The 26,981-nt window shown below is 43.3% G+C and carries 20 protein-coding genes and 5 pseudogenes; 15 read left to right on the top strand and 10 right to left on the bottom strand.

The features are described from left to right. Nucleotides 1-395: 395 nt before the first annotated feature. Both ACMAZD_RS21470 and ACMAZD_RS21465 read left to right on the top strand, forming a co-directional pair. Nucleotides 396-948 (top strand): annotated as a pseudogene (locus tag ACMAZD_RS21470) (D-Ala-D-Ala carboxypeptidase family metallohydrolase). 166 nt (nt 949-1,114) lie between these two features. Then, on the top strand, nt 1,115-1,351 hold the full coding sequence (locus ACMAZD_RS21465; RefSeq protein WP_102434211.1) for a hypothetical protein: 237 nt from the start codon (nt 1,115-1,117) through the stop codon (nt 1,349-1,351). A gap of 97 nt (nt 1,352-1,448) precedes the next feature. On the opposite strand, the gene ACMAZD_RS21460 is transcribed toward ACMAZD_RS21465, so the two are convergent. Further along, nucleotides 1,449-4,013 carry an ATP-binding protein gene (locus tag ACMAZD_RS21460; RefSeq protein ID WP_435250528.1) on the bottom strand — a complete coding sequence of 855 codons (2,565 nt, stop codon included), beginning with the start codon at nt 4,011-4,013 and terminating at the stop codon, nt 1,449-1,451. 887 nt (nt 4,014-4,900) lie between these two features. Here ACMAZD_RS21460 and ACMAZD_RS21455 point away from each other — a divergent pair. Beyond that, nucleotides 4,901-6,337: a glyceraldehyde-3-phosphate dehydrogenase gene (locus ACMAZD_RS21455; RefSeq protein ID WP_102300378.1), complete on the top strand. Its 1,437-nt coding sequence runs from the start codon at nt 4,901-4,903 to the stop codon at nt 6,335-6,337. A 260-nt stretch (nt 6,338-6,597) separates the two neighbouring features. Here the strand turns inward: ACMAZD_RS21455 and ACMAZD_RS21450 are convergent, their stop codons facing one another. Beyond that, nucleotides 6,598-7,659: a 2Fe-2S iron-sulfur cluster-binding protein gene (locus ACMAZD_RS21450; RefSeq protein WP_435250525.1), complete on the bottom strand. Its 1,062-nt coding sequence runs from the start codon at nt 7,657-7,659 to the stop codon at nt 6,598-6,600. Nucleotides 7,660-7,777: 118 nt separating this feature from the next. Next, on the bottom strand, nt 7,778-9,439 hold the full coding sequence (gene hcp, locus ACMAZD_RS21445; RefSeq protein ID WP_435250524.1) for a hydroxylamine reductase: 1,662 nt from the start codon (nt 9,437-9,439) through the stop codon (nt 7,778-7,780). Nucleotides 9,440-9,712: 273 nt separating this feature from the next. Here hcp and ACMAZD_RS21440 point away from each other — a divergent pair, with 273 nt between their 5' ends. Beyond that, nucleotides 9,713-9,943, top strand: a complete 231-nt coding sequence (locus ACMAZD_RS21440; RefSeq protein ID WP_017061777.1) for a hypothetical protein — start codon at nt 9,713-9,715, stop codon at nt 9,941-9,943. Nucleotides 9,944-10,033: 90 nt separating this feature from the next. After that, entirely contained in the window at nt 10,034-11,197 is a 1,164-nt protein-coding gene (locus ACMAZD_RS21435; RefSeq protein ID WP_435250523.1) for an alpha/beta hydrolase, read from the top strand. Between the two features lie 93 nt (nt 11,198-11,290). On the opposite strand, the gene ACMAZD_RS21430 is transcribed toward ACMAZD_RS21435, so the two are convergent. Beyond that, a complete protein-coding gene (locus tag ACMAZD_RS21430; RefSeq protein WP_435250527.1) occupies nt 11,291-11,905 on the bottom strand; it encodes a LysE family translocator in 615 nt (204 codons plus the stop codon). 127 nt (nt 11,906-12,032) lie between these two features. Next, a pseudogene (locus ACMAZD_RS21425) lies at nt 12,033-12,623 on the bottom strand (LysR substrate-binding domain-containing protein); the annotation flags it as partial. A gap of 105 nt (nt 12,624-12,728) precedes the next feature. On the opposite strand from ACMAZD_RS21425, the gene ACMAZD_RS21420 reads away from it, so the two are divergent. After that, the gene (locus ACMAZD_RS21420) at nt 12,729-13,832 is read left to right on the top strand and encodes an ISAs1 family transposase (protein ID WP_435247125.1); all 1,104 of its coding nucleotides are present in this window, start codon (nt 12,729-12,731) and stop codon (nt 13,830-13,832) included. 19 nt (nt 13,833-13,851) lie between these two features. Here ACMAZD_RS21420 and ACMAZD_RS21415 read toward each other — a convergent pair. Further along, nucleotides 13,852-14,196 (bottom strand): annotated as a pseudogene (locus ACMAZD_RS21415) (LysR family transcriptional regulator); the annotation flags it as partial. Next, nucleotides 14,190-14,651, bottom strand: coding sequence for an Lrp/AsnC family transcriptional regulator (locus tag ACMAZD_RS21410; protein ID WP_435250522.1), 462 nt, complete (start codon nt 14,649-14,651; stop codon nt 14,190-14,192). The gene ACMAZD_RS21410 and the pseudogene ACMAZD_RS21415, both read right to left, overlap by 7 nt. A gap of 231 nt (nt 14,652-14,882) precedes the next feature. Here ACMAZD_RS21410 and yjeH point away from each other — a divergent pair, with 231 nt between their 5' ends. Next, nucleotides 14,883-16,142 carry an L-methionine/branched-chain amino acid transporter gene (gene yjeH, locus ACMAZD_RS21405; protein ID WP_435250521.1) on the top strand — a complete coding sequence of 420 codons (1,260 nt, stop codon included), beginning with the start codon at nt 14,883-14,885 and terminating at the stop codon, nt 16,140-16,142. A 21-nt stretch (nt 16,143-16,163) separates the two neighbouring features. Here the strand turns inward: yjeH and ACMAZD_RS21400 are convergent. Further along, nucleotides 16,164-16,733 (bottom strand): annotated as a pseudogene (locus tag ACMAZD_RS21400) (aminotransferase class I/II-fold pyridoxal phosphate-dependent enzyme); the annotation flags it as partial. On the opposite strand from ACMAZD_RS21400, the pseudogene ACMAZD_RS21395 reads away from it, so the two are divergent. Beyond that, a pseudogene (locus ACMAZD_RS21395) lies at nt 16,724-17,002 on the top strand (pyridoxamine 5'-phosphate oxidase family protein); the annotation flags it as partial. The pseudogenes ACMAZD_RS21400 and ACMAZD_RS21395 overlap by 10 nt on opposite strands. Nucleotides 17,003-17,072: 70 nt before the next feature. After that, entirely contained in the window at nt 17,073-17,975 is a 903-nt protein-coding gene (locus ACMAZD_RS21390) for an urea transporter (protein WP_435250520.1), read from the top strand. Nucleotides 17,976-17,984: 9 nt separating this feature from the next. Here ACMAZD_RS21390 and ACMAZD_RS21385 read toward each other — a convergent pair whose 3' ends face one another. Then, entirely contained in the window at nt 17,985-18,992 is a 1,008-nt protein-coding gene (locus ACMAZD_RS21385) for an AraC family transcriptional regulator ligand-binding domain-containing protein (RefSeq protein ID WP_435250519.1), read from the bottom strand. 134 nt (nt 18,993-19,126) lie between these two features. Between ACMAZD_RS21385 and ACMAZD_RS21380 the strand changes: the two genes are divergently transcribed. The 6 genes from ACMAZD_RS21380 (at nt 19,127) to ACMAZD_RS21355 (ending at nt 26,082) form a co-directional block, all read left to right on the top strand. Continuing rightward, nucleotides 19,127-19,519 (top strand): MFS transporter, encoded by a 393-nt coding sequence (locus ACMAZD_RS21380; RefSeq protein ID WP_435250518.1) that lies wholly within the window; start codon nt 19,127-19,129, stop codon nt 19,517-19,519. Continuing rightward, the gene (locus tag ACMAZD_RS21375) at nt 19,513-20,736 is read left to right on the top strand and encodes an HlyD family secretion protein (protein WP_435250517.1); all 1,224 of its coding nucleotides are present in this window, start codon (nt 19,513-19,515) and stop codon (nt 20,734-20,736) included. Before ACMAZD_RS21380 ends, ACMAZD_RS21375 begins: the two co-directional genes overlap by 7 nt. A 742-nt stretch (nt 20,737-21,478) precedes the next feature. After that, nucleotides 21,479-22,717: a cytosine permease gene (gene codB / locus ACMAZD_RS21370; RefSeq protein WP_435250516.1), complete on the top strand. Its 1,239-nt coding sequence runs from the start codon at nt 21,479-21,481 to the stop codon at nt 22,715-22,717. Between the two features lie 9 nt (nt 22,718-22,726). After that, entirely contained in the window at nt 22,727-24,004 is a 1,278-nt protein-coding gene (locus ACMAZD_RS21365; protein ID WP_435250515.1) for a cytosine deaminase, read from the top strand. Between the two features lie 361 nt (nt 24,005-24,365). After that, nucleotides 24,366-24,578, top strand: coding sequence for a transcription antiterminator/RNA stability regulator CspE (cspE, locus tag ACMAZD_RS21360; RefSeq protein WP_004730009.1), 213 nt, complete (start codon nt 24,366-24,368; stop codon nt 24,576-24,578). A gap of 487 nt (nt 24,579-25,065) precedes the next feature. Continuing rightward, nucleotides 25,066-26,082: a GGDEF domain-containing protein gene (locus ACMAZD_RS21355; RefSeq protein WP_435250514.1), complete on the top strand. Its 1,017-nt coding sequence runs from the start codon at nt 25,066-25,068 to the stop codon at nt 26,080-26,082. A gap of 226 nt (nt 26,083-26,308) precedes the next feature. Here the strand turns inward: ACMAZD_RS21355 and ACMAZD_RS21350 are convergent, their stop codons facing one another. Beyond that, complete coding sequence (locus tag ACMAZD_RS21350; protein ID WP_435250513.1) at nt 26,309-26,911, bottom strand: hypothetical protein; 603 nt, start codon at nt 26,909-26,911, stop codon at nt 26,309-26,311. Nucleotides 26,912-26,981 lie beyond the last annotated feature (70 nt).

The raw sequence follows: 26,981 nt of genomic DNA, 5'->3' as shown, positions 1-26,981 counted from the left end.
GCTAATGTTCGATTTTCTCAAACGCATTTTTGTCCAATTCTGAGTTACGATGTATGGATTCGCTTTGTATCGATTATTGGCACGCAGCACACCTACGGTTTAATGCTAAGCTTAAAAACTTAGATTTTTTCTAACTCCCCTCTCATCTAACTTTTCGTTGTTATCCATCTTAATTCCAGTGCGAAAATGAGCAAAAACTTAGATAATTTAGATAAAAGTTAGATTATCGGCTTAGAGGCGTTACCAGAACTGAGTTTTCTAAGTTTCCAATCTAACTTTTAGTTACATGTGCTTTTTTATGCCCAAATTCTAGCGTCTACACTTAAGCAAACGTAAAACTGAGCAACTGTAAAACTAACTAACTAACTAGGTGAACGTAAGCAATGGAGTGACCTATGTACGCAAGTATTCTGATTACTTTAGCGCTATCAATAACTCAACCCTATCCAGAAGAATTTGAAAGACTGTACACCGAAGAAACTGAAATTACCTACGACGACCTCGTGGTGGACGTTCATGGCTACAAGGTTCCGACTCAGTCGGCATTTCGAGGCTGGTTGCTGCTGAATCACTCAGAATACAAAGTAAGAGGATTGGGCAATGAGCAACACGACCTTGTTTACCCTTCCCAATAAGAAACACGTGCCTAATATGATCAACATCTTGGAATACATTCAGCAGTACATCGAGCCTGAAATCGGTGTTGTTGTTCCTGTTTCCGGAGAGCGTTCAAAGCTCTACAATCAGCAAGCTGGCGGTGCACTGCGAAGTAAGCACCTAGAATTTTGTGCCTTAGACCTGGTTCTTGCCAACGGTATTTATCGAGAAGACCTGCACGTTAAACTTAAAAAAGTTCATGCCGAGTTTGAACAACAACATAACGTAGGATTGGGCTTATACGCTGGCGTGCGATTCCATATCGACACATGTGGCTTTAGACAATGGTAAGCACCTTAAGACACTAAAGAGTCAATTTAACCCTTACTATACCCGTGTCTTTTTGACTAAAAACTTACGGCAAACTTATTAAATCATTGTCAAATAACATTAAATAAAACTGGAACGCTAATTGCTATTAATAACTGGTCAGCATAATTATTAATAGGAATACAACATGAAGAACATGACTCAACGCTTTCAGACTCTACTTTCTGTTTCAAATTTCAGTTTAGCAATAACCGCTCTGGTTATGCTCCTCAGCATCATAGTGGCTTATCCTATGGCCGATCATTTTTCACTGCCAATCCAAATCGTTGCACACATCAGCACCATATTGGTAGCTGCCTTATTAAAGATAAGCTATGTCGGACGCTGTCTTGCTCAATATAATCTTGGACTAGAAGTTAGATAGGAATAGAACAGCAGCTACTAACAGTACACATCAAATTCCACGCACCTCGGAGCATTGAAGCACGCTCAACGACTTCATCAAAGAGGTGTAAGTTGGCTTATACGATATCTAAGCTACTGAAAATATCATACAGTTGGTCGGATTTATAAGGTTTAGGCAAGTAAGCATTCATACCCGCTTCAAAGCAACCTTTAATGTCCTCGTCCAACACGCTGGCCGTCAGTGCAATGATCGGTAACGGCGTAACGCCCTGCTCTGTTTCCCAATCTCGGATGGCTCTAGTGGCGGTAATGCCATCCATTACAGGCATCATACAGTCCATTAGAATCGCATCAAACTGAGCGCCTTGAGTGATCACATCGACCGCTTCTTGGCCATTGCTGGCAATCAGATATTCATAACCCGCTTTCTCAAGAAAGAAGCTCGCTATCTTTTGGTTCATCAAGTTATCTTCGACAATCAATATACGTCGATTCAACGACCGAACCTCTTCCGTTTCAGACTCCAGTTGCTCAACCTCTTCTTCACCAATGTCGAGCGACAATAGGCTATTTAAAAATCGTTTACCTAAGAAGGGGAAAGTGTGCGTGGAATGAACAGGCTCCGTGATCAAGTTCGCTTTAAATAGATGATGTTGGCATACGATCACACGAGAAAGAGGATAGAGCTCCTTGAGCGCAGCAAGATCTTTATCCATAGAGTGATGTAACGTGTGGCAATAAAGTATTAAATCACTCTCAGTGATACTCGCATCTAACTCTGAGAACGATGGAACCACCTGCGCTCGAATGCTAAAACGCTCACACTCTTTGACTAACTGATCTAAATAGCTGAAAGAATTTGAGACTATCGTTGCATGGCTTAGGTTCTCAAAAGTTTGAACATGGCTTTCTATAATGTCGACGTACAAACAAAACGAGAACGTGGAGCTCTCGCCTTTCACCGATTGCGCGCTGATATATCCCCCCATCAAATCAACAAGCTGGCGACAGATAGCGAGTCCTAAACCTGTACCTCCAAACTGTCGAGTAATACTGCCATCTTCTTGTGTGAAAGGTTCGAAGATCGATTCTAGTTTCTCGGGTTCAATACCGATACCGGTGTCAGTCACACTGCAATCAAGCTTTCCTCGACCTAGCGACATAGGCGTATAAGCAATATCAGTGGTGATTGAGCCTTTAGACGTAAACTTAATCGCATTCGATAACAAGTTGGTGAGCACCTGCCTAACACGATATTCATCAAAGAAGAGCTGTGGCGGAGTTTGTGGGTCAATATTAATATCGAGTTCGATATCTTTGCTCATCGCTTTCGACAAAATCACACTCACCGAGTCATAAACAGCTTCTCGAAGATCGGCATTATGTGGCGACAGCATCAAATTACCCGACTCTATTTTAGAAAGGTCGAGAATGTCATTCAGCAGAACCAGCAAGGAATGGGATGACGACTCTATATCGCGCAAGACTTCTTGTTGATTAGCACTCAGTTGGCTCTGAGATAAAACCTCGGCCATACCGATAATCCCATTGAGCGGAGTACGTATTTCATGGGACATGTTCGCTAGAAAGGCACTTTTGGCTTTATTGGCCGAAATTGCGTCTTCTTTGGCTTTTATTAACTCTTTGTTGTGATGATAATTACGTTCCATCACTCTATTTAAAGTATCAGTGAATTCAGCAAGCTCATCGTTCCCTTGAATGTGAATCACCTTGGGCTTGCCATAACTATCTGCGCATCCAGACACCCCTTTTAGGATCGTTGATAGGTTTCGATTTAAACGCAGAGAGGTAGCGATACCGAGCCATAAAAGAGCGCCTGAAGCGACCAGAATCAATAATGTTATGATCAAGATTTGGCGTTTTTGTGAGGCGATGTTCTTTGTCAGATCAGATTGTAATTGCTTGGTATAAGCACCAATCGCTTGTGAAATAGCTCGTTTTTTTAGTTCTAAGCCTTTCAAATATTCATAGATTTCGGGTGACGAGAAGTCCCCTTTGAGGATTCGAGATGTGAAGCTGTCTTGAAGTTCATCTTTGGAGAAAGCGTTTAGCAGTGTTCTAATCTCTGTAGAGCGACTGCCCGATCGAAAAAACGAATCCAACAACTGTTGCTGCCTTTCCAAAGCACCAACATAGCTCAGTAGATACTGATTCTTCAATTCAGGGGAGCGATACAGGCTGTAGCTTAGCCATGCTTCCCTCTGAGTCCAGAACACGTAATTAGTAAGATGGACAAACATCGCATCAGCTTCGCCGATATCTTCATCCACTAAGATCATTTGATATTCAGACAGCTCCATCAACACGGCTTTTAACAAATCGAAGGCACGTTCTGTGAGCTGTGTGTTGTCGGTACTTTCTGTCGTTTGAGCAAGGCTCATCAAAACTTTTTTAAGTTCGACTAACTGTGGTTCTACACTCCAGTTAGTATCGAACTGTTGAAGTCTTATCTCATACTGAGTGAGCCTATCCAGTTCTGATTGCAACTTTAAAAGCAGCTGACCTTTTTCAGGAGAGTCATTAGACAGAACCAACCATCGATAGGCATTTCTTGAAATAGTATTGAAAGATTGAATCGCTTCAAACTTTATACGTGTTGTTTCAAGGTAGTTCATCTTCTTATCGTTCTTTAGCACTTCATTGACTGCAAAACCAAACATAATGATTACAGAAACCGAGGAAAGAAAAATAAGACGCCATCTAATTGGCATGTTTATCATTTTTGTAATGACTCCCTTCCTGAAAGTAATTTTACCTAGCCCACGTTAAGGATAGGACATTAACAGAGGTTATTGATCAAATTGGATATGAACTGACAATACTCTGAGCCCAGAATAGACATTTATATTAACTGGCATCACTTTCGGTGCTTTAAGTGTGGGAGGTATGTATTTGAGTCGGTGAGGTGTACTCAAGAGAGGTACAAACAAGTGAAGTGAAACAATATTGACGAGTTATTATCACTCGCATAACAAGTGAAAAAGAAAGCTTATCGGTCCTACAAGGCAGCGAGTAACGACTCTAGACATTAATAAAGTCGACAATTAGGTGAAATTTGTGAGATCTAATTGTTTGCGTCACGCACTTTTCGCACTCTATCTTAACTTGTGCCAAGGTCGAACAGAAAAACGGTCGATTTGCTTATCTGTTGTTTACCATTTACGTGTAACTTGCTTCATTGATCACATCTTTAATGACACTATAACCTTTATTACATATCATATTTTGAGTTCAGTATTTTTTGGCGAAAATTAAGCACTACAGATTGTTAAAGTCAATAGCCTTTATTGACACTAAAAGCTTGATTTATGACTAATATAAAGCCAAGTTTCAGATATTTTATCTGCATTTATTTTTCCTAGCAGAATAACCCGTCGTACCTTACAATCCTGTCACACAAAATTATAAGTTACACAAGGCATATCAAGCGCATTTTAAGTGGCGTTAAAGACCACAAAAGCTTAGATAGCTCAACTCCCCCATGCACTCATGGCTACCCTACACTCGCTATGATTGCAGAAATTAACGTGAAAGGTCCCGAGTAAAGATGAGTCCCGAAAAGCACCTCCTAGACTGGCAAACTAGTCAAACTATTGCTGAATCAATCGCTCCTACTTTAGGTCAGTTGTACCGCCAAAAAGGCGTTGAAGTTATCCTGTTCGGTAAAACACTGGTTAACGCGACAACTATCGACATCATCAAAGCTCACCGCATCGCAAAACGTTACACAGGTTCTCCGCTTACAGCAGAACAGACTCAACCAATCATTCAACACCTTCTCTCTATGGACTTGTCTCCATGTCGTATCGATGTTGGTCGCCTTGCTCATACATTCTGGCAAGATCGCGAAGACACACACGGGTTGGATGATTTCCTACAAACTGCACTTTTAGAATCGCTTGAAGGCGATGCGATGACAGAACCTCGCGATGTTGTCTTATACGGTTTTGGTCGTATTGGCCGCTTGCTGACTCGTCTATTGATCGAAAAAAGTGGCCCAGGTTACCCACTACGTTTACGTGCAATTGTTGTTCGTGGCGGTAAAGATGGTGACTTAGAAAAACGTGCAAGCTTGCTACGTCGTGACTCTGTTCATGGCCAATTCAACGGCAGCATCGTTGTAGACCAAGAACGTAAAGCGATCATCGTTAACGGTAACTTCATCCAAGTTATCTACGCAAACAAGCCAGCAGAAGTGGATTACACCGCTTACGGTATCGAGAATGCACTTGTCGTTGATAATACAGGTGTGTGGCGTGACGCTGAAGGCCTAAGCCAACACGTTGCGTGTAATGGTGCGAAGAAGGTTCTACTGACTGCGCCAGGCAAAGGTGAGATCAAGAACGTCGTATTTGGTGTAAACCAAAATGACATTCAACCAGAAGACACTATCATCTCTGCTGCAAGCTGTACAACCAACGCGATCACGCCAGTACTGAAAGCGGTTCACGACAAATTTGGTGTCCTATCGGGTCACATCGAAACGGTTCATTCATTTACCAATGACCAAAACCTGATCGACAACTTCCACTCAGGTGATCGTCGTGGTCGTGCTGCTTCATTGAACATGGTACTGACATCAACAGGTGCTGCAAAAGCAGTATCAAAAGCGATGCCAGAAATGGAAGGTAAGTTAACAGGTAATGCGATTCGCGTACCGACGCCAAACGTTTCAATGGCGGTAGCAAACCTAAACCTTGAAAAAGGCACAAACAAAGAAGAGTTGAACGAATACCTGCGTGAAATGGCGCTATCTTCAACTTTATCTGCACAGATTGATTACACCGACTCAACTGAGATTGTATCTACAGACTTAGTGGGTTCTCGTCACCCAGGTGTGGTTGACGGTGTTGCAACTATCGCGCAAGACAACCGCGCTGTTCTCTACATTTGGTACGACAACGAATTTGGCTACAGCTGCCAAGTTGTTCACTGTATGGAGCAGATGATGGGCGTTCGTTATAAGACATACCCTGAAGTGTAAACGACTTCGATATTGTAACGAATTCAGCGCAACCAGCTCCACAACATAATAACTATATCTGCGAAGTCTATTACGGGCTTCGCAACCCCCTTTTGTTTTACTACCCCGTATAAACAATAGGGTTGCCACTTAGATTTGCTCTCTCTAACGATCTAAGTGGCCTTTTTATATCTGCTACACGCTATGTCTTCTAAACACTGTGTCTTCCAAACGAACAAAGCTCCGTTCTCACGTACTTCATTCTTGCCTGTATAAGATGGCTACAATTCAACTTCAACATCTGACTGAATCGTACTTGAGCACGCCAACACGTATCCCTGCTCTATTTCTTCGGCTGTCAGTGTCTCTTGACTGCTTGATTCCACCGAACCTTTGGTTACTTTGCATTTACACGAACCACAAATACCGCTACGACAAGCAATGATAATTGGAACGCCTGCATTTTCTAATGAATCTGCCAGTGGCGTTCCCGCGTCGGCTTCCACTTCTTTACCAAATGCTGGCACGAAGACTTTTACAGAACCACCATCATTCGCTTCAAAATTGTTCACGTCCGCCTCTACGGCTTGCTGCGTGTCTTTAGCAGCAGGGGTGAAGTTCTCTTGATAGAAGTTATCCATGTTGAACTCTAGTTCTTTTAGGTAACTTTCTATATCTTGCATGAACCCAACCGGGCCACAAAGATAAACGGTTCTGTCTAAGATGTCAGGGCTCAGTTTCACCAACCAATTCTTATCCAATCGACCTTGAGGCGCGGTTGTTCCTTCGTTATCTTTCAGCAACAGTTTTAAGTTGAAATTGGCATGTGTTTCGTCGAGCTGATGAAGTTCTTGAAAGTAGGTAGTCTCGAGCTTATTACGTGCCATATGAACAAAATCTATTTCCATCTCGCTATCTTGAGACAACCAATATTTCACCATCGCCATGACCGGTTTGATCCCACAACCCGCACTGACAAGCGTCACTTTCTTGCTAGCAGTAGGCATGCAATCAATGCAGTTAAAGCCACCTGCCGGCTTTAAAACAGCAACCTCATCACCTTCATCAAGTTCATCGACAATAAAGTTAGACACCAAGCCACCTTCCACACGTTTTACTGTCAGCTTTATGCGGTTGTCTTCAGGACAAGAAGCAATAGAGTACGCGCGGTAATCGGTTTTTGTCGGCATGTCCAAACCCAGCGTAATGAACTGGCCTGGCTTAAAATTGAAATATAGGTCTTGTGGAATACTGCCAAGCTCAAAGCTGACCGTATCTAGCGTCTCATGCCATTTCTTTAAACACACTAAATTGATTGAATCGCTATCCGACCATGCATACATAGTTCACACACCTTGCTGATGACTAATTGATTAAATGACTGAAGATTTAAATCTAAAAAGCCCCGACATTACCAACTCCAAGAGAACAGCAACAAAGAGGCTTAGGATTGCGCTTAAATTAAGCCGCTAAGATTGTTTTAAGATCTTGCTCTGGCGTTGAGATAGAACGCATATCGAACTCGTCTTGCATAATCTTAAGTAGGTTTTCAGTTAGGAACGCAGGTGCTGTAGGGCCTGTGTAAATACCCTTCACACCTAGAGCGAACAGCGTAAGCAGAATAACGATCGCTTTTTGCTCGAACCAAGATAGAACCAGCGTTAGCGGAAGTTCGTTGATGCCACAATCAAACTCTTGAGACAGTGCGATAGCAAGCTGAATAGCCGAGTAAGCATCGTTACATTGACCAACATCGAGCAGACGCGGGATACCATTAATGTCACCAAATTGGTTCTTGTTGAAACGGAATTTACCACATGCCAATGTCAGGATTACTGAATCTTCTGGCGCTTGAGCGGTGAAATCTGTGTAGTAGCTACGCTCAGATTTGTCACCGTCACAACCACCGACTAGGAAGAAATGTTTGATGTTGCCTTCTTTCACTTGCTCAACAACCGCTGGAGCGGCTTCCATCAGTGCATTGCGACCGAAGCCAACAGTGATCATTTGCTCGATCTCGTCGTGTTTGAAGCCTTCTTGCTCCAGTGCACAATCAATTACTGCGCTGAAATCGTCGCCTTCAAGATGATCAACACCCGGCCAACCTACGATACTACGTGTAAATAGACGGTCTGCGTAAGAACCTACATCAGGGTTAAGCAGGCAGTTAGACGTCATTACAATTGCGCCAGGGAAGTTAGCGAATTCTTTTTGCTGGTTCTGCCAAGCGCTACCGTAGTTACCCGCAAGGTGTGGGTACTTGTTTAGCTCAGGGTAACCGTGTGCAGGTAACATCTCGCCGTTAGTGTAAACATTAATACCCTTGCCTTCGGTTTGTTGAAGGATCTTTTCTAGATCATGCAAGTCGTGGCCAGAAACAAGGATACAGTGACCTTGCTTAGTCTTCACATTGACCCTTGTTGGTTGCGGGTGACCGAAGGTATCTGTCTCGCCTTTGTCTAGCATTTCCATTACTTTGTAGTTCATCAAGCCAATTTGCATTGATGTATCAAGTAACTGTTTTAGGTCTGATGGGTCAGTACCTAGGAACGCCATGATTTCATGGTATTCAGCGAAAATAGCATTGTCAGTTTGACCAAGAACACGAGCATGTTCCATGTAAGCTGCAGCGCCCTTTAGGCCGTATAAGCAAAGAAGACGAAGGCCAATCACATCTTCGTGTTGAGAGTCGTAACCACGGTTAACCGCGGCTTGTAGTGCAAGTGCCAATAGCTCTGAAGAATCCGTTGGAAGATCGAACTGCGCTGCTGCAGAAAGCGTTGGGATTTCAAAGCCAATCAAAGTCGCTGCTGCGCGAACTTGTTGCTCTAAACGCTGTTTAAATTCGTGAGATTGCTGTGCAAATTCGATGATACGAGCAGGGTCGAAGTTAACGTTGGTCAGAGTTACAAAAAACGCTTTTGGCGCCCACTCATCAATTTCAGTATCAATTACATCGCAAGTGCGACCTAAATTTGCCCAAAAAGAGACACCTTGGAGAGAATGCACCAACACATCTTGAAGGTCGGATACTTTCGAAGTTTTGCCACACATACCTTGTGCGAAAGAACAGCCTATCACCGTGGGTGTTTGAATTGTTTGTTCACATTGAATACAGAACATATAGGGGGCTCCAGTAATTTTTATTAGCTGTAAGTGCTTTGCTTACAGTCACTTATTCCAAACCCTATAACGCATCAAGCGTGCCAACTTTTAAGTTTCTGATTTTAAATAACTTAATTAAAACCCATGTTTTAGTGCGTATTTATGACTACATATAAACCCGCAAACCACACACACCTGTGTCATAGTGACTCCTGAAGAATATTTAACGACGTTCATGTTTCGTTCAGAATAGAAGCGATAAAGTAACAACATAGAAAGAGAGGAATGAATATGAAAAATATTTTAGTTACGATTGTTGCATTGTTTACTGGCCTTTTGGCGCTATTCACAAGTTTGATTCTTGCTATTCCTTTGGCTATTGCAGCTTTAATTACCGGCAAGCGCATTCAGAATCAAATGAAGAAACAAGGTTTCGCAGCTCATATGAACACTCGTCAGTCATCAACCAATGATGCTGGTGTTATTGAAGGTGAATACGAAGACCTTTCAAGCAAGAAGTAGTCACAAAAATAAGTAGTGAGTAACAAGTGATAAGTAATCTAAGCTGTTTGCTAAAGACAACTTAAAACATGACAGAGACAAGATTAAAAAATGCATAGCAAGACTATTCTAACGCTACTCGCTTTAACGACTTTAAGTCTCGTTGGTTGCTCCAACGAGACCATCGTCCCCGCTTACGAAACATCTCCTAACTTGCCTGAATATCAGCAAGACAGCTTTGACGCCTACGTGAACGACACTCAAGATTGGTTACTGAAAAACCGTGTGTTCATGACCAAAGACAAGCAGCTAGAGATTCAACTCAATTCACCCACCGAATATCAGCCTGCCACACCGAACGGTAAGGCCGTTTTATTTGTTCATGGATTGGGCGATTCACCCTACTCATTCAAAGACATCGCGACACATTTAGCCGAACAAGGTTATCTAGTGAGAACGGTATTACTACCCGGTCACGGCAGCCGTGTTGGCGATTTAATGCAGCCAAGCTTGGAAGACTGGCAAGGCGTGGTGGCTCACCACACTAAGTTGCTAGAGCAAGAGTATGATTCTGTGTGGCTTGGCGGCTATTCAACAGGCGCGAATCTCGTGACTTCTCAGGCAATAAACAACCCTAAGATCTCTGGGTTACTTCTGTTCTCTCCTGCGTTCCAACCGAGTTCGTCTGCGGTTCAATATGCAGGGCTAGCAAGCTACTTTGTTACATGGGCGGACCAAGATCCTGAAGACAACATACTACGTTATAACTCACTGCCAATGAACGGTGCATCGGTATACTACGAGACCTCAGAAATCGTTCGTGAGGACTTAAGAGAGAAGCAATTCGACAAGCCAGTGTTCATTATGATGAGTGAAGGCGATAGTGTAATTGACACTAGTTTTGTTCAGCAGGCGTTTACAGAGTCTATGCCAAATCCGAATAACGTTTTGGTGTGGCAAGGGGAAACTAAGCTCAATGAACCTCGCGCCGTTCAATACAGCATGAAAATCCCAGAGCAACGTATCTCGAACGGTTCTCACATGGGCTTATTATTCTCACCAAACAATCCGTATTACGGTATCAATGGTAGTGAAAAAATCTGCTCTAACGGACAAGAAAAGGGCTTTGAGGAGAAGTGTAATGCGAACAGCGAAGTGTGGTATTCAGCATGGGGATACCGTGAAGAGGGTAAAAATCACGCTCGCCTAACGTATAACCCTTACTTTTCCGACTCAATGGCCAAACTAGATTCAGTGTTAAACTCGGCAGGTTAGCCAGACAAACTCATAAAACCTAAAAAGCTCACTAGCGATTAGCTGTGAGCTTTTTTAATACATACCTTTTTATTGCGATTCCGTTGTTTAACGCTATATGGTCCACACCACGCGCACAGCAAGCAAAATCAAAACGATACCTGAAAGTCGATCAATCAACTGCGCTTTTGAACGGATTCGTTCAACAATGAGAGGGCTAGATAACACCAAGGTGATAAAGGTGTACCAAAGGCCATCAACAATCAGTGGGGTCGAGACAATAATCACTTTGTTGCTCAGCTCATTGCCGAGCGCGACAAACTGGCTAAACAGAGCAATAAAGAACAGCGCGATCTTTGGGCTCAAGATTGAGATCAAGAAAGCCTCGCGAGCAGACTGCATATAGCTCATCTGTTCACCTGCTTCCAATTTCGCAGCAACCCCACCTTTTGAGCGCAACGCATTCACACCAAGGTAAAGTAGATACGCCGCACCCGCCAAACTGATGCATTTAAATATCATAGGCGATTGCTCAAGCAACACCGCTAAACCGACAATGGTTGCGAACGCGTAAATACCGATGCCAGCAGCATGTGACCAAGCCGCGATAAGACCATTCATACGGCCACCAGCCAAACTGTGTTTAGCGATCATCGCCAAACTTCGGCCCGGAGACATTGCACCCAACAAGCAGATAGCTAATAAAGAAAACCAAATTGTTACTGTCATCATTCCATTCCTAGTAAAACCAAGCGTTCCAGCTGAACACTCCACAATTAATACTCAATAATTAACACTTACGATAATCCGCGTTTGGCATTAATTAAAATCAAAGATTATCATTACACCTATGATTTTAAGTCATACTGATATTGTAACTCGACTTCTGCATCGCTTGGAATGCCTTTTCTCGCGCCCATTTGTGAGCAGAATCGTTGTCATACTTCGGATGCCACATTAACCAATAGGTGTGCATCTCCGTTTCAAATGGCAACGAAAAGTAGGTCGTTTCAAGGTGTCGACCTAAGTTATAAGCGATATGTTCAGGAACGATCATCAGATAATCGTCTTGCATTAACACAGTACCAGCCGATGAAAAGAACGGAACCTGTAAAGCAACTCTACGCTTATGCCCCAATTTCTTTAACGCAATATCAGAATAACTGTCTTTGTCTCCCCCACCAGTCACTTTGATGTGTGAGTAGCTGACGATATCTTCTATACTCAAAGTCGATTGCTGAGCTAATGGATGGGACATACGCATCAAACACACCGACTTATCTTCACCAAGTTTGATGCTAGAAACATGTTCTGGTTTCTTAGGGAAAATGCTCGAAGCCAAGTGAATACCTGACTCATTCAGTGCTTCAAGGTAGTTTGGCTGCCACAAGCGATACGCCAAATTGATATTCGGCGCTTCGGCAGACACCTCAGCAACAATCAAAGGGCGGGATCGAACTTTAGTTATTGAAAATAAATAACTTTATTTTCAATTGGAACTTTTCCTGATAGTCACGATCAGATCATGAAATAAAAAATATGAGAAACTCGCATGATTATCATTGAACAGCTAAAAAAAGTGAAAGATACCCGTTCGCACATCAACCAAGTCTACCCTGTTATAGAAGTCGCTTTTGTTGTCATAACAGCCATGCTTTGTGGTCAAAACAAGTGGACGGATATCAAGGATTTTGGTGAAGGAAATATCGACTGGTTACGTGAGTATTTCCCCTACGAAAATGGCCTTCCTACTCGTCATAATATTGCAGCAATTATGAGGACTATTGTTCCTGAAACACTCTTAGAAGCTATGGTGGGCTGGGTTAATTTGCATAGAGAGAGGCATGCTCAACCTATCATCAGTGTTGACGGGAAGGTACTAAAAGGTGCTAAAGCAAACAAACAAGATAACCCCCTTTATATGGTCTCGGCATTCGATGTTGATGAAGGTTTGACCCTCACACATCAACCCTGTAAAGGCAAAGGGACGGAGCTAACAGCGATAAGAAACCTGTTAGATACTTTAGATATAAAAGGATGTCTATTAACGGCTGATGCCCTGCATTGTCAGGTTGAAACTCTGAATAAAGTGGTTGATAAAGGTGGCGATTTCTTAGTGCAAGTCAAACTGAATCAGCCCAGTTTGCTTGCAGAAGTGGATGCACAATTCCAAGACTATTGGTCTTTGCCTGAAGATAAACAAGAGTCATACATCACCGAAGATAAAGGGCATGGCAGAAAAGAGGTTCGTGAGGTTTACGTTCTCCCAGCAGCCTTCAGTGAAGCACTCAGAGAAAAGTGGTCTGTCGTTAAAAGTGTTGTTGCAGTGGTGAGAGATAGAAGTGTCAAAGGGAAAGGAAGTTATGAAACATCGTATTATATTTGCACAGATCACTTGTCGTTAGAGTTAGCCTTACAAGCGACCAGAAAACACTGGCACATCGAGAACCAGCAGCACTGGGCGTTGGACGTTATTTTCAAAGAAGATGAACAATGTATTTATGCTGGAGATTCAGCACTAAATATGGCTTGTTGCAGACGTTTTGTTCAGAACTTGTTTAGAAAATCCGAAGGGAACTTGTCAGTACCCAGGAAGATGAATAAAGCGGTATGGGACAAAGATTACAGAGCTTCGGTTTTGTTTACATCAAATTAACAAAGTACATTCGTGCCCTTGCAACAATCACAGGCAGGATATACTGAGCCACATAGTCACTCGAAGACAACACCAACTCGCCTTGCCAATCTTTGGGTTCGAACGGCTTATCATCTAATAGATGGTCAAACTCACTTAACAAGTCATCGAGTTTATCTTTAAGTTGCAGCGCACGGTTGGTCGGAACCAGCTTATTGCCATCACGAACTAACAGAGGGTCGCCACACAAGTCTCGCAGCTGGCTGAGCTGACGACTGACCGCCGATTGCGTAATATGCAAGCGCTGAGCGGCACGGCTTACATGACATTCTTCTAGAAGTACATGCAGCGAGCGTAGCAGGTTTAAATTGATATTGCCTAACATGAATATACCGTCGGATTCAGTTTGTTAAAAAACTCAGTCAACACAGTATGAGTCACTAGATGGCGCAAATCTGGATAGCTTTGCAGCTGATCGCGAACTTGATTTAGACGTTCCATACTCTCGACTTCGACGTACAGCATCATGTCTGTCTCTCCACTGATGGCGTGACACCATTGCACACCATCAACACCATGAATTTGATTCGCGTAGGACTCGAAGCTATGGTCACTACTCGACAGGTCGAACTTCAACAAGATGTAAGCACATACGTTTTTAGTTTGGTTGGACTCAGCAACCAGTGCGCAGTAACCCGTAATCACTTTGTCGATTTCTAGTTTCTTGATTCTTGCATTCACCGCCGAACGAGAGAGGCTCACTTCTCTCGCAATATCGCTCACTGAGCTGCGAGCGCTGGCTTTTAGGATATCCAAAATTTGGCGATCAAATTTATCCATACTTTTACTTCTTCCGATTTATTGTTCTATTTCTAACTTCTAATTTGACACAACTTTGGCACTTATAACAGACGTCGCAGAGGACAGCCGGCACTTTCACACTTAATCCAACAAATACCGTTAAAATGACGGCTGCTTCTGACGTTTCGCTAGCTGTATTACTGATTACGAAAATGTAAGCTTTCATTCACACTCTTACCCAGATAAGAACCATCAAAAGCAGGAGAGCGAATGACACAACTAAAACAAGAAATCACACTGATGTCGGGGATCGGACAGCTTTCAACCACTTTACTTGGTACAGGTTTATTTATGATTCCCGCTATCGCGGCAGGTATTGCAGGTCAATTATCTCTGGTTGCTTGGATAATCCTGTTTATCGCTATTTGCCCTATTGCTCTTACTTTCGCCGCGCTAGGTAAGCGCTACCCGAATGCGGGAGGTACCGCCTATTTTGTTCGCCAAGCGTTTAGCGCCAAACTAGAAACCAGCGTAGCCTGGTTATTTGTCAGTGTTGTTCCAGTTGCAATACCTGCGGGGATCGCATTAGCAGGCGGATTTGCTCAACAGCTATTGCCAGCCCCGCTCAACACACCGCTTGTTGCTCAGTTTTTTACCGTAATGTTACTTATCGTGGTTAACCTTATGGGCAGTAAGTCTTCGGGGCGCTTACAAGCTGTGATCGCTCTGTCAATCTTTGTCTTGGTCAGCGCTTTTTTTTGGAAAGCTAAAATCACCGCATCCGATATTGCAATACCGAGCCTCTCCCTAGACTCCATGTGGTCTATTGGTACAGCGCTGGCTGTGATGTTTTGGTGCTTTGTCGGGATTGAAGCTTTTGCTCATATGGGAGAAGAATTTAAGGACCCTCAACGAGATTTCCCTATTGCTATTGTAGTTGGTTGTTTGGTTGCTGGCTTGGTGTATTGGGCTTGTTCCGTGGTTATCCTCAAACTAGGCGCGTATGGCTCTGCGGAATTTGATGCCGCATCAATCCCATGGGTAACTGAACAACTGTTTGGGAATGGGTTTAAAGCTGTTATCAGTGTTCTTGGTTTCTTTGCCTGTTTCGCTAGTCTGAATCTATACACACAAAGCTTGTCCCGCATGATCTGGGCTCAGGCTCGTCAACATCGCCCAGAAGGTAAAATGGCTCAGCTCAATACCCATGGGGTGCCACTTTACCCAACACTAATAGTCTGCTCTATCGCACTTATCTCTTCTATCATTAGGGAACTTTCCGATTTAGACCTTGAAGTATTTTTGAAGCTCGCAAATGGTATTTTTGTGCTGGTTTATCTACTCGCAATGCTAGCCGCTTGCCGACTTCTGTATGGCGCTTCTCGATACATCGCAATGATTTCATTAGGTATATGTACTGTGGTGTTTATCTGCCTAAGTTGGTCAATGTTATATGCTGTAGCGATTTTTGTGACATTGTCACTCCCTTGGCAGAAGTGGTTTGGTAAACCCGCTGTTTCTATCGATTAGTTGTAAATACTACCGATACCTTTATTGATAAAAAAGCCGAGCGATCTCTTTGATTTTCGGCTTTATTTCTACCAAACGAACATTCCCGAAACCCAATAACGCTCCATTCCAATCACGCTCAACACTAGAACCATATTCGTAAAAAGAAAATGGGCGAATAATAATACTATCGAGCTCAGCTCTTATGCTCCATTCATTTTCAGAAATACCACCATCCCATTTGACGGTTACATGCAGTCCCGCCGCTTGGCTTATCACCTGAAGGTCACCATTAAACTCACTTTCAATAGCATCGATCATCGCTTCGTACTTAAGTTTGTACGAACGACGCATCTTTCTGATATATCGTAGCAAGTCACCTTCATGGACGAAATCAGCCAGCGCTTCTTGTGTATGTGCAGCCGTATCTCCGGTGAGCGCGTCCTTGATCTCGAGGCACCTCGCCACTAAATGCTCAGGCACGACCAAATACCCCAAGCGTAAGCCGTTGAACATGACTTTACTCAGTGAGCCAACATAGATAATTCGGTCGTCAAAACCTAGCTTACCCGCTAGCCCCTGCATGCTTGTATAAGGGCGATGAGCAAATCGCACCAGGTAGAACCGATGAAGTCAGGCTCAGTAATGAGAAAGAGCTGACCGTGACCGAGCTATTAGCGATACCGTTAACCGAAGCGTCTGTAAAAATTGGTAAGCATGGTGTGAATGATGATAAAGCCGATATGGATACCCCCGTTTGGGCAGGCGTATTACCTTATCGCACCGTTGTTGGGCCACTAGAGACGGTTCCTGAACAAGAAGGCCTTGTCGATAAGCCTGACTACCAAGCAGCCTATGGTGAACGTTGGTATCAGAATTAGTATTCTATAATGGTCAACGCGATAAAATTGTATACAATCTGACTTATCAAAAATTTAACATAGTCAGAAAATGCAGAAGAATAAGGATATTCTCCCACTTCAAGGCTTGCTCAATGGTATTGGGCAAGTCTATTTCACGTCATCTGTCGTGACTTCTCTTCTGCTATTGCTCGCCATTTCAATTGAGTCTCTGCCACTGGCTTTTCTTACCTTATTCGGTGCGAGTTGCAGCTATGGTTTTGCCCTGTATACCAATAAGCCGTCTCAAGATATTGATAATGGTATGTATGGGTTAAACGGCGCACTGATTGCTTTGTTTATCGGGAATTTCTTTGATGTGAATGCGTGGCTTATTTTAATCGTCGCTCTCGGTTCACTAATTACCGTACCCATCGCCAAGATCGTGTTTAGCTTAAAAAAGTATCGCGGTTACACAAGTGCCTTTATTGTCACCTCTTGGTCTATCTACATGCTTCAATTAGGCTTGGACCTCCCCTTTTTCACACCCTCAAACACTACGCTACATTCGACAGCGTTTTTAGCATTCAATGATTGGTTGAGCCTACCAAGCATGGCGATAACGTTGTTAAAAGGCATCAGCCAAGTCAGCTTCATCAACAACGAGTTATCGGGGTTAGTTATCTTGGCTGCGATTGCGTTCAACAATATCAAGCATGCGTTATGGGTCGTGCTTGCGGTGATTTTTAGCACAGCTTTCAGCTATTTAATCGGAGTGTCCGACGAACTGATCCAACAAGGCCTGTATGGTTACAATGCTGTGCTTGCGACCTTAGCTCTTGTGCTTTATCAACGTATCCCTTGGCCGCTCATAATCCTTTCTATACTACTAAGCTGCTTCGTCACCTTGGGCTTTCACAAATTGCAGCTCGTTCCCCTTACCGCACCATTCATTCTGAGTACTTGGACAGCGGTTTACTTATCAGGCTTATTGCAGAAACGAAGCTTGGCCTAAAAGCGCAAACTATAGATCCGTCCAAAATCGCTCAACATATTGCTTCGGCGTTAAGCCACGATGCTTTTTGAACATTCGATTAAAGCTTGCCACATTGGTGTAGCCTAAACGTTTCGCGACCTCTTCAACCGGGAGTTTATAGCTCAACAGTTCCACTGCGACATTGCTCAGTGCATAACCCATGATGGTGGAAAAGTTGACGCCCAATTTGTGCAAACGGCGTTGAAACTGCTGCTCAGAGAGCCCTAATAAGCTGGATACTTTATATAACGTAGGAAGGCCAAAATGACGACTGTAGTTGATCATCTCATAGGTCACCTTATGTTCATCACCTGCATCTGGCATGTTGAGATAATTGTCTAAATCGTGGAAATTCATCGCCAAGCTCATTTTACCTGCCGCCGGAGACTGATTAATGGATAATCTCAGTTTGCTTGGAATCCAAACCTCTGTACGTGGTTGTCCCCATTGGATATTGCACCCAAAGTACTCGTGATAAAGTTCTGTATTCTCACGATACCCAGCGATGGATACCGCTGCTGGTTTGAAGTCAGGCCCTAAGTAATGCCTTAGGATCTTCATCATAAAAATCGCGATACGCACTGAGTCGTGTACTTTACCAACCTCAGAATACTCAGGGTTGTCATAACACCATTTAATGAGTGTCCCAACTTGTGCGCCATATAAGAAAGCCCCCGACTGTAAACAGTGCAACCCGATATTGACTCGGCGAATCGCTGACGCGAGATCGTGACCCGAGAAAAACCAGTTAGCAAGTGGCCCTAACTTTTCAATATCCACCCTATCTGCCAGTTTCAAAATAATGTCGGGATCGCGGGTTTTCTGTTCGAGTAAGCCATACCATTGGTCCACTTCATTCACTGGAATAAGGTTCATCGCGTTAGCAAATACTGACTTGGGAATACCTAAAGAGTCCATATCTAAGTCACGATTGGCCGCTGCATACTGATATACACCTAAACTTCCTAATGCTCTTAGGAAGTTACAATTGTTCATTTGCTACTAAGCCCCTAGCTTCAAATTACAGATCGCATCATATAGAACTCATTATTAAAGTAATTAGTAAATTTTCAACCTATAAATCTGATATCCATCACACTCGGCGCTCAAATTTAACCTAGGGTTTATCAATGAGTTTACTTAGTGTCCCATTTGTCGGAACAGGCGCAGATACTGCACTGCATGTAGTAGCTGGCATTGTGTTGGTCGCGACAATCGCAGCAGCATGTTACGGCTTTTGGCGTGTTCATGAATTACCAATCAATAAAGCTCACAGTAAAGAGCATCACCAGCTCGGTTTAATTACCGCATTAACGTGGATTGGCTTCATATGGCACTGGGTATGGGTACTCGCAGTAATCGTGTCGTTTGTTGATATGGAAAAAGCCATTATCAACCTCAGGGATACATGGCGTGCGCCAAGCAACACCAGCACAGAGAGTACGAGTAATGACAATGCGAATACTATCGGCAACGTAAACAGCACCCAATCGGTTGATAATAAGGAGAACCCAGCATGTTAGAAGGTTTGGCTGTATGGGCACTTTTTATTTATTTGCTGCGCTTAATAGGTATGCCGTGGAACAAAGATACTAAGGCGTTTGCTTACTTAGGGGGTACGTCTTGGTTACTGTTCGTCTGGGTTGGATTGGTCAACTTTACTCCGATGGATCTGTCTGGCGGGTCGGTTGTTCAGTCTCCGCATATTCAGCTGCGTCCAGACTCAACTTCGGTGACAGGCAAAACCACCAAGGTTTACATCAGTCCAAACCAAGATGTGACGAAAGGTGAGCTAATCTACGAGATTGATGACACAAAATATGTCATCGCGAGAGACAAAGCGAGCGTTCAACTTGAATCGGCTCACGTTGCCTTAGATACCGCTCGCCAAGAAGTCAGTATCGCAAGGGTCAGCCATCAGTCTGCGCTTGAAGACATCAAAGCGTCTATCGCACAAATTGAATCAGCAAAAACAGACTTAGTCCTTCAATCGAAGACACTCTCTCGTTACCAACGTCAGAACAATGTTGTTGAACATACGATTACAGAGTCAGATATTGATCAACAGACAGCGGCAGTAGACTTAGCGACGCATAATGTCACGACGTTAGAATCTCAACTGAGTAAGAAAGAAGTCGATGCCGAGAATGCGAAGTTAAACATTCACAAAGCAGAAACGAACGTCAGTAAAAAGCAAACTGAAGTCGACTCTGCAAAGGCAACCTTAACCCAAGCGCAATGGGACCTTAACAGCACCAAAGTCACCGCCCCAACAGATGGCTTTGTGACTAACTTTATTCTACGTGAAGGACAACGAGTCTCAATGATGCCGCGTATCCAGATGTATATCGAAGAGAAATACGTGCTGATGCGAGTCAATCACCAAGCGATTCGTAACGTAAAAGTGGGCCAGCCTGCTGAATTTGCAACACCGGTTTATCCAGGGAAAGTTTTCTCTGCGACCGTTGAAGGTATTGTTGAAGCGACAGGTGAAGCACAAGCCAGTTTGCTTGGTATTAATGAACAGGTTCGCGTCACAACCGGACGGAACCTTCAAAACAAACACCACTTCGTGAGACTAAAAATCGAAGAAACAGAAGGCTACGATATCCCAGTAGGCTCTGTTGGACTGGCATGGGTGAGCGGCGAGAAGCCAATCAGCTTTATGGCATTCTTAGATGTTATCCGTGGAATCATTATCAGAATAAAGTCGCAACTGTACTTCTTCTATTCGATATAACACGACTTCAATAAATTAAAACCAATCGTAAGCCTATATAGACTGATGTCATGTGGGCTTTTTGTTTTAGTGCTTGCCTTAGTTTTAGTACCTGTCTTGATTTTAGTATCACGCTAGCTTCTTGTCTTTATCGCTTACTTACCACACTTGAAAATACTCAAATTCCCTTACTGATAAACTGTAAAATTGGTTGCAGAGCATCAACCATTCGCAAATTGCATTTTCATAATGCAAAAACACCCCTCAAATACGCACCAAATTGCTCTAAAATAGCCCAACTCATGGGTTTAAAAGTTGGCACGCTATCTGCTATGTATACATCGACCCTTTTTAAGCCGAGGGTCACCTAGCCAACTGACGTTGTTAGTGAACCTTTCTTGTTCACGATATATATAGGCCAATTGCGAATATTGCGATTGGCCATTTTTTTGCCTGCAATTTAAGAACTATCGCCCAGCCAATATACAGACACCCATTCACACTCATAATCGCTAGCATTCATAGTGAAGATCAATCCTGACTCATCATCTACACCATAGAAAACGTTTTCTAATTATTTTTAAAAAATAAATATAAAAAGTAAACTGATGTTTTAAATGCCTATTTTTAACAAAGCTGTCTTAATGGCGGACTTATTGACAAAACCAGCATTGACTATGTGATTTATATCACCATAATGCGCTCGTTTGCCTGCAATACGGCGACCATTATTTTTAATTTTGATCAATTGCGGAGGTAAAAAATGGCTGCGGATAATAACTACAGTCTTGGGCCGGTTCCAACGTCGGCTAGGAAAGGAGTTGCTTCACTCACCATGGTAATGCTTGGACTCACTTTCTTCTCTGCAAGTATGTGGACAGGCGGTTCACTCGGGACAGGTCTTTCTTTCAACGATTTCTTCCTCGCCGTTCTCATCGGTAACCTAATTCTTGGTATTTACACTTCTTTTCTTGGCTACATCGGCTCATCTACTGGCCTCTCTACCCACCTCCTTGCTCGTTTCTCTTTCGGTACTAAAGGCTCATGGCTTCCTTCTGCTCTACTTGGTGGTACACAAGTCGGTTGGTTTGGCGTGGGCGTTGCCATGTTTGCGATTCCGGTACAAAAAGCCACGGGCATTGATACCAACACCTTGATTGTTGTATCGGGCTTGTTGATGACAGGTACGGTGTACTTCGGTATTAAAGCGCTGATGGTACTCTCAGCAGTTGCCGTTCCTGCGATTGCAATTCTGGGTGGTTACTCAGTATTGACTGCGGTAGACAGTGTTGGCGGGCTAGAACAGCTCCAACTCATAGAACCGGAAACACCAATGGACTTCTCTATGGCGCTTGCAATGGTTGTCGGTTCATTCGTGAGTGCGGGCACGTTGACTGCCGATTTCGTTCGCTTTGGTAAAAAGCCAGCAAGCGCCGTGTTAATTACAATGGTCGCGTTCTTCGTCGGTAACTCACTGATGTTTATCTTTGGCGCGGCAGGTGCAGCAGCGACGGGCCTCTCTGACATTTCAGACGTGATGATCGCACAAGGTCTTCTACTTCCTGCCATCATCGTTCTGGGCTTGAACATCTGGACAACCAATGAAAACGCACTTTATGCGTCAGGTCTTGGTTTATCCAACATCACTGGTCGCTCAAGTACTACAATGTCTATCATTAACGGTATCGTAGGTACGATTTTCGCGCTTTGGTTGTACAACAACTTCGTCGGTTGGTTAACCTTCCTTTCGCTGGCAATTCCACCAATTGGTGGCGTAATAATCGCCGACTTCTTTGCGAACCGTAAACGTTACAAAAATTTTCCAAAAGCAGAGTTCCAAACCGTTAACTGGGCTGGCATTATCGCGGTAGCAACAGGCGTAGCCGCTGGTCACTTCCTTCCTGGCATCGTTCCTTTGAACGCCGTGTTTGGTGGTGCGATCAGTTACCTCGTACTTAACCCTCTATTGAATAAAAACGCTCTGAAATCTCAGGCCGCTTAAGGACACACTATGACAACCTTATTAATCAAGAATGCGAAGCTTCAAGACCAAGATGGCTTGAAACAAATCCTGATTGAAAATGGTCAATTTTCTCGCATTCTCGATAATGACGCGCCAATCAATCATCTAGGTGAAATCCTTGATGCTGAAGGTGGCATTGCAGTTTCTCCTTTCTGTGAACCGCATATTCACCTAGATACGACACAAACCGCTGGTGAGCCTAACTGGAACATCTCTGGCACTTTGTTTGAAGGTATTGAGCGTTGGGCTGAGCGTAAAGAATTGTTATCAATCGAAGACGTAAAGTCTCGTGCGAAGCAAACACTGAAATGGCAGATTGCTAACGGTGTTCAACACGTGCGTACTCACGTTGATGTATCGGATCCAACGTTAGTTGCGTTACGAGCGATGGTTGAAGTTCGTAAAGAGATGAAAGAGTGGGTCGACATTCAGATCGTTGCATTCCCTCAGGAAGGCATTCTTTCATACCCTAACGGCAAAGAATTGCTTGAAGAAGCTGTGAAGATCGGCGCTGACGTTATTGGTGCTATCCCTCACTTCGAATTCACTCGTGAGTACGGAATTGAATCTCTGCACTATGCGTTCGAGCTTGCTCGCAAGTACGACTGCCTGATCGACGTTCACTGTGATGAAATCGATGACGAGCAATCTCGCTTTATTGAAACACTGGCGGCTCTTGCTCATAAATTCGACATGGGTGAAAAGGTAACGGCAAGCCATACCACAGCAATGGGTTCTTACAATGGTGCTTACGCATCTCGCCTATTCCGCTTGCTAAAAATGTCGGGCATTAACTTCGTCGCGAACCCGTTAGTGAACATTCACTTACAAGGTCGTTTCGATGACTATCCGAAGCGTCGTGGCGTGACTCGTGTTAAAGAGATGCTAGCGGCTAACATCAATGTGTGTTTCGGCCATGATGATGTGTTTGACCCTTGGTACCCATTGGGTACAGCGAATATGCTTCAAGTTCTGCACATGGGACTGCACGTAACACAAGTTATGGGCTACGACCAAATTAACACCTCACTTGATTTGATCAGCAAGAACTCGGCTCGTACTCTGAACATTCAAGACAACTACGGTATTGGAGAAGGTAAGCCTGGTAGCCTATTGATCTTGCCCGCAGACAATGGTTTTGATGCAGTTCGTCGCCAAGTGCCCGTTCAATACTCGGTAAGACACGGCAAGGTGATCGCTGAAACGCAACCTGCGAAAACAAAAATTAACTTAGATCAGACAGAAGATATCAACTTCAAGCGTTAATATCGTCTATACTGATGAAGAAAAGGAAGCTACAGGCTTCCTTTTTACTTTGACATGGCGTGTAACTTTATAAAACTATCAGCTATTAAGCGTGGTTTTGTTAACGAGCATAACATGACAAAAAAACTCGCTGATTTCTCAATCAATGAGTGTACAACCGGAAAGACTGTGTTAACATGCATTCGCTCTGTTAGCCGGAGTTATTTAAGTTAGATAAATAGTAAAAAATGACATGTAAAATCGTTACCCGTTTTTGTAAGTAGTTTTTCCTTATTTCTTAGCAATATTAAATAATTCAATTATCAGCGCATTGCAGTAATGCAATCAACAATTTAGAAAATTTATGAATAAGGGACAAATTATGTCTAACACAAATACTGGCACTGTAAAATGGTTTAACGAAGAGAAAGGTTTCGGTTTCATTTCTCAAGACAACGGCGGTGCTGACGTATTCGTTCACTTCCGTGCAATCGCTTCAGAAGGTTTCAAAACTCTGAAAGAAGGCCAAAAGGTTTCTTTCGAAGTTGAAAACGGTCAAAAAGGCCTACAAGCAGCAAACGTTGTTGCTCAATAATTAGCTTTTAGCTAAAAAGAATTTTAAAGCGCTGATTTTTATCGGCGCTTTTTTATGCCTGAAATAAAACTTCTGCCGCGTTACCATCACCTCCACACTACGTCACATTACCTACTTTCAGCGACCCGCTTTCCCCGACTCTCTCAACTTACCTATCAAAGCTCATCAACTACTGATTCTCAAAGCACCGAAAAGACAGCCAATCTATCTATTAAAAAACATTGCGATTCTTCTTGGCCGTTGCCAATTTTATGCTGACCCCTGACCAATCGACTTAGTGAAACTCCAAAACTGATCATCTCCTCTGTGGTCAAATAACACTCTATTTAATGTTCGATATAAATATGCAATCGATGTCCACAATAAAAATGATTGATTTATCCAACCCTTATCCATTAATTATATAATTTTTAAAGCAAATACATGCAAAATCCGCTAACCTTGTTCGCAAATGGCTTTAGTTGGTTTGGTATCTGTAGTAAAAATAATGAACAAAGATGAATTTCAGAAATCCACCGCTAATTTGAAAAAAGCGGTGCCTCTTATGATGAAGAATAGAGTGTCGACAACTCCTGCAAATTACGCACTTTGGTACACCTATGTCGACAATGCTATCCCGCAGCTCACTAAAGATATGGATGGTGTGTTAGAGCACTACGGTATCTGCCCCCCTGCGGTAGGTGAACAGCTCTACAACAACTACGTTGCAAGTAAATCCGAAACCAATATCAATGACTTACGAGCAAACCTAGAACTGTTAGTATCTGAGGTTTCTAACTCAATGAACGATACTCTTACCGACACTTCAGCTTTCTCTGAGATGATCGATAAGAGCTTCGAAGACTTATCTCGTGTCGAAAATGAAAGTTTGTCTATCGATGAAGTGATGTCGTTGGTTCGTCAGCTGGTTTCAGAATCTCGCAACATTCGACACTCGACTCAGTTCTTAAGCTCTCAACTGAACTCTGCTACGTCAGAAATCAGCAAGCTCAAGACACAGCTTGTCGAAGTACAGAAAGACGCACTATTTGATAGCACGACTACGCTTTATAATCGACGCTCTCTGGACCGCGATTTAGAAACATTGTGCGAAGCTAAGCAGTCGTTATGCCTGATTCTTCTCGATATCGACCATTTTAAAAACTTCAACGACACCTATGGCCACTTATTTGGCGATATGGTTCTTAAAGGCATCGCGCGGAAGTTAAAACAAATGTGCCGCGAAGGCATTTCTGCTTACCGATTTGGTGGCGAAGAGTTCGCGCTCATCGTTCCAAACAAATCATTACGCATTGCACGTCAACTTGCTGATACCAATAGACGATCTCTGGAAAAACTGTCGATCAAAGATCGCCGCAGTGGACAACAGGTCGGTAGCATCACCGCATCATTTGGCGTTGCAGAGCTTGAACCTGGTGAATCAGCGGAATCACTGATCGAGCGCGCTGATAAGCTACTTTACGAAGCAAAATCTCTAGGCCGAAATAGAGTCATGCCACTGTAGTCTGCAATCATCTAAACAGATTACCATGAAACAGCCTGCTTTTTAGGCATTAAAATAGACTCGCAGTTAATATCGAAAAGCAAAAAGCCCCAATCAATAACCAGTAAGTTAATCATTGGGGCTTTGTCGTTTATGCTCAGTCGTCAGTGTTTGATATTAAAGACAACCAAAATGGCTAACTCATGACTCAACATCTTTCATAAATACCAAAGGGGGAGCTGCAGAACTAAAGGGCGTAACAATAGTTAAGACAGTAATCCTCACCGCTCTTAGCTCTGAACTCTTTGTCTTCGCTGCATGCCTTTGGTTTACCCTTCTCGTCACCTTGAACTAGGCTGATCCAGTGACGTATTGCTGTCGTGATTCCTTCACGCTCAGTATTCGTTTGTACCGCTTCCATTGATGACTGGCCAAAAGTAGTGCTCGACTCTAACTGAATATCATCAATATCGACCAGTTCAATGCAACCTGTCCCTTTGTGACTGCCAAACATCAATTCTAAATGGCTTCCACTGCTGTCTCTGAACAAGATTGAGTCTGGGTCACACTTCTCCCCCATGTAAGCCACAAACTGCTTAGGATGTTTTAGGCCGCTGTGTTGGCCATCTTTGAAGTAAGCCATGATATGGTGGTAGTCAACTACGTAGCTCGTTACATCTTGATGTGAACCGTTCTCTAGTGGGAACAATCGGTCTAGCAGTTGCTTCGCTTTGACTTGCTTCTCAGTTTGCTGTTTGGCACTGATAATCTCCATGGCAAAGACAGCTTCAGCGATAAAGGGTTTTGTTTGTTTTTGGATTTCTGTTTTATCGAATGTAAGCATATTCATAGTCTTTCCCTCTTAACTAACCCGGTGAATATTCACCGATTTTTAAAGCAAAAATGTGTCCTAGAGCAAT

Origin of the sequence: Vibrio sp. nBUS_14 (assembly GCF_051201655.1) — a bacterium.
In the GTDB taxonomy this organism is placed as follows: domain Bacteria; phylum Pseudomonadota; class Gammaproteobacteria; order Enterobacterales; family Vibrionaceae; genus Vibrio.
The sequence above is the reverse complement of the archived record's forward strand: the minus strand, read 5'-3'. Positions and strand labels throughout refer to the sequence as shown.

Bases quoted from the DNA above. Each gene is read 5' to 3' on its own strand.
- ACMAZD_RS21465 (WP_102434211.1), top strand. From the start codon at position 1,115: ATGAAGAACATGACTCAACGCTTTCAGACTCTACTTTCTGTTTCAAAT.
- ACMAZD_RS21460 (WP_435250528.1), bottom strand. From the start codon at position 4,013: ATGTTTGGTTTTGCAGTCAATGAAGTGCTAAAGAACGATAAGAAGATG.
- ACMAZD_RS21455 (WP_102300378.1), top strand. From the start codon at position 4,901: ATGAGTCCCGAAAAGCACCTCCTAGACTGGCAAACTAGTCAAACTATT.
- ACMAZD_RS21450 (WP_435250525.1), bottom strand. From the start codon at position 7,659: ATGTATGCATGGTCGGATAGCGATTCAATCAATTTAGTGTGTTTAAAG.
- hcp (WP_435250524.1), bottom strand. From the start codon at position 9,439: ATGTTCTGTATTCAATGTGAACAAACAATTCAAACACCCACGGTGATA.
- ACMAZD_RS21440 (WP_017061777.1), top strand. From the start codon at position 9,713: ATGAAAAATATTTTAGTTACGATTGTTGCATTGTTTACTGGCCTTTTG.
- ACMAZD_RS21435 (WP_435250523.1), top strand. From the start codon at position 10,034: ATGCATAGCAAGACTATTCTAACGCTACTCGCTTTAACGACTTTAAGT.
- ACMAZD_RS21430 (WP_435250527.1), bottom strand. From the start codon at position 11,905: ATGACAGTAACAATTTGGTTTTCTTTATTAGCTATCTGCTTGTTGGGT.
- ACMAZD_RS21420 (WP_435247125.1), top strand. From the start codon at position 12,729: ATGATTATCATTGAACAGCTAAAAAAAGTGAAAGATACCCGTTCGCAC.
- ACMAZD_RS21410 (WP_435250522.1), bottom strand. From the start codon at position 14,651: ATGGATAAATTTGATCGCCAAATTTTGGATATCCTAAAAGCCAGCGCT.
- yjeH (WP_435250521.1), top strand. From the start codon at position 14,883: ATGACACAACTAAAACAAGAAATCACACTGATGTCGGGGATCGGACAG.
- ACMAZD_RS21390 (WP_435250520.1), top strand. From the start codon at position 17,073: ATGCAGAAGAATAAGGATATTCTCCCACTTCAAGGCTTGCTCAATGGT.
- ACMAZD_RS21385 (WP_435250519.1), bottom strand. From the start codon at position 18,992: ATGAACAATTGTAACTTCCTAAGAGCATTAGGAAGTTTAGGTGTATAT.
- ACMAZD_RS21380 (WP_435250518.1), top strand. From the start codon at position 19,127: ATGAGTTTACTTAGTGTCCCATTTGTCGGAACAGGCGCAGATACTGCA.
- ACMAZD_RS21375 (WP_435250517.1), top strand. From the start codon at position 19,513: ATGTTAGAAGGTTTGGCTGTATGGGCACTTTTTATTTATTTGCTGCGC.
- codB (WP_435250516.1), top strand. From the start codon at position 21,479: ATGGCTGCGGATAATAACTACAGTCTTGGGCCGGTTCCAACGTCGGCT.
- ACMAZD_RS21365 (WP_435250515.1), top strand. From the start codon at position 22,727: ATGACAACCTTATTAATCAAGAATGCGAAGCTTCAAGACCAAGATGGC.
- cspE (WP_004730009.1), top strand. From the start codon at position 24,366: ATGTCTAACACAAATACTGGCACTGTAAAATGGTTTAACGAAGAGAAA.
- ACMAZD_RS21355 (WP_435250514.1), top strand. From the start codon at position 25,066: ATGAACAAAGATGAATTTCAGAAATCCACCGCTAATTTGAAAAAAGCG.
- ACMAZD_RS21350 (WP_435250513.1), bottom strand. From the start codon at position 26,911: ATGAATATGCTTACATTCGATAAAACAGAAATCCAAAAACAAACAAAA.